Here is a 1,638-nt window from a genome sequence, read left to right as displayed (position 1 = left end):
GTCGGGGAAGTTGCGGCAAACGTGGGGACGACCCCGGCGGCATGGAACGCCGGGGTTTTCTCCATGATCCGCAATCTGAGTGATAACGTGGTGGTTCCGATAGCCGGGATAATTATTACCTTTGTCCTGTGCTACGAGCTTATCAGTATGCTCATGGAGAAAAATAACTTCCACGACTTTGAAACCTACGCCATATACAAATGGATTCTCAAAGCGTTTATCGCCGTGTACCTCGTCACCCATACCTTTGACATTACCATGGCGATTTTTGAATTGGGACAGAATGTGGTGCAGCAGAGCGCCGGTATCATCACCGGCACCACCAGCCTTGACTTTGCCACGGTCATAGGGGACGTGTCCGCGCAGTTGGAGGCCATGGAGCTGGGTGAGCTGTTCGGACTGCTGGTGGAAACCATGCTGCTGAAAATCACCATGCCCATTCTGTCCTTCTGCGTGATGATTGTGCTGGTGGGGCGGATGATAGAAATTTATATCTACTGCTCTATCGGCGCGATTCCCTTCGCCACCATGACCAACCGGGAGTGGGGGCAAATGGGCAACAACTACCTGCGCGGCCTTGTGGCTCTTGGCCTGCAAGGCTTTTTTATTATGATCTGCGTGGCGATTTATGCCGTGCTGATTGGGCAGATCACCAGCGGAACCAACCTTCATATTGCTATCTGGCAATGCGCCGGGTACACGGTACTGCTGTGCTTCTCCCTGTTCAAGACCGGCTCGGTCAGCCGGTCTATTTTCAACGCACATTAAAATGAGAAGGAGGATTGCAATTTGAGTGAGAATAGAGCGCCGGAAACCGGCGCAGAGGTCCCTGCCGTCCCCGGCGTGGACGTGAAAATCTATCTCCCCAAGGACCCGGAGAAGGACCATGGCAAGCTGATGGGCTTTGCCAGTGTGAGCCTGGGCGGCGTATTCGCCGTCAACAACATCCGCATTTACAATACGGAGAATGGGCCGTATGTCTCCATGCCCAGCACCAAGGGACAGGACGGCAAATATCACGACATCTGCTGCCCCACCACCAAGGAAATGCGGCAGGCATTGAACACCGCTGTTTTGAGCGCATATGAGAAAGCGGTGGAGCAGGAGCGGCCCCCTTCCGTGCGCGGCGCACTCAAGAGCGCGGCGAAAGAGGCGGGGGTGCGAGAAGCGACGGCTCTTGCCCAGGAACGGAATACGGACAAAGGGGCGCGGTGATATGCTCACCTTAACCCCGGTATCACTGAAAGAGGCCAACGCTTTTGTAGCCGCCCACCACCGCCACCACAAACCCGTCACCGGCCACAAGTTTTCCATCGGCTGTGCGGCTGAGGGACGGCTGGTGGGCGTTGCCATTGTGGGCCGTCCCGTGAGCCGCTATCTGGACAACGGCCTGACGCTGGAAGTGACCCGGCTTTGTACCACGGGCGAGAAAAACGCTTGCAGTATGCTGTACTCTGCGGCAGCGCGGGCGGCAAAGGCTATCGGCTACCGCAAGATCATCACCTACACGCTGGACACGGAGGCAGGAGCCAGTATCCGGGCGGCGGGCTGGACGTGTATGGGGCAGGCAGGGGGAAAACGCTGGACCGGCAAACGCTGTCCCGCTGTGGACCTCTGCCCGCCGCAGATGAAATTGCG

3 protein-coding genes are annotated in these 1,638 nt (G+C 57.1%); all 3 read left to right on the top strand.

Annotated elements, in window-relative coordinates:
- Positions 1 to 768 (top strand): VirB6/TrbL-like conjugal transfer protein, CD1112 family (locus C816_RS06420; RefSeq protein ID WP_016321579.1); only part of this gene is annotated, 768 nt, incomplete at its 5' end.
- Positions 769 to 789: 21 nt separating this feature from the next.
- On the top strand, positions 790 to 1,215 hold the full coding sequence (locus C816_RS06415; RefSeq protein WP_016321578.1) for a SpoVG family protein: 426 nt from the start codon (positions 790 to 792) through the stop codon (positions 1,213 to 1,215).
- A gap of 1 nt (position 1,216) precedes the next feature.
- The coding region (locus C816_RS06410; protein ID WP_016321577.1) for an XF1762 family protein at positions 1,217 to 1,638 on the top strand (422 nt) is incomplete at its 3' end.

The sequence above is a fragment of the Oscillibacter sp. 1-3 genome (genome assembly GCF_000403435.2).
Taxonomy (GTDB): Bacteria; Bacillota; Clostridia; order Oscillospirales; family Oscillospiraceae; genus Oscillibacter.
The sequence above is the reverse complement of the archived record's forward strand: the minus strand, read 5'-3'. Positions and strand labels throughout refer to the sequence as shown.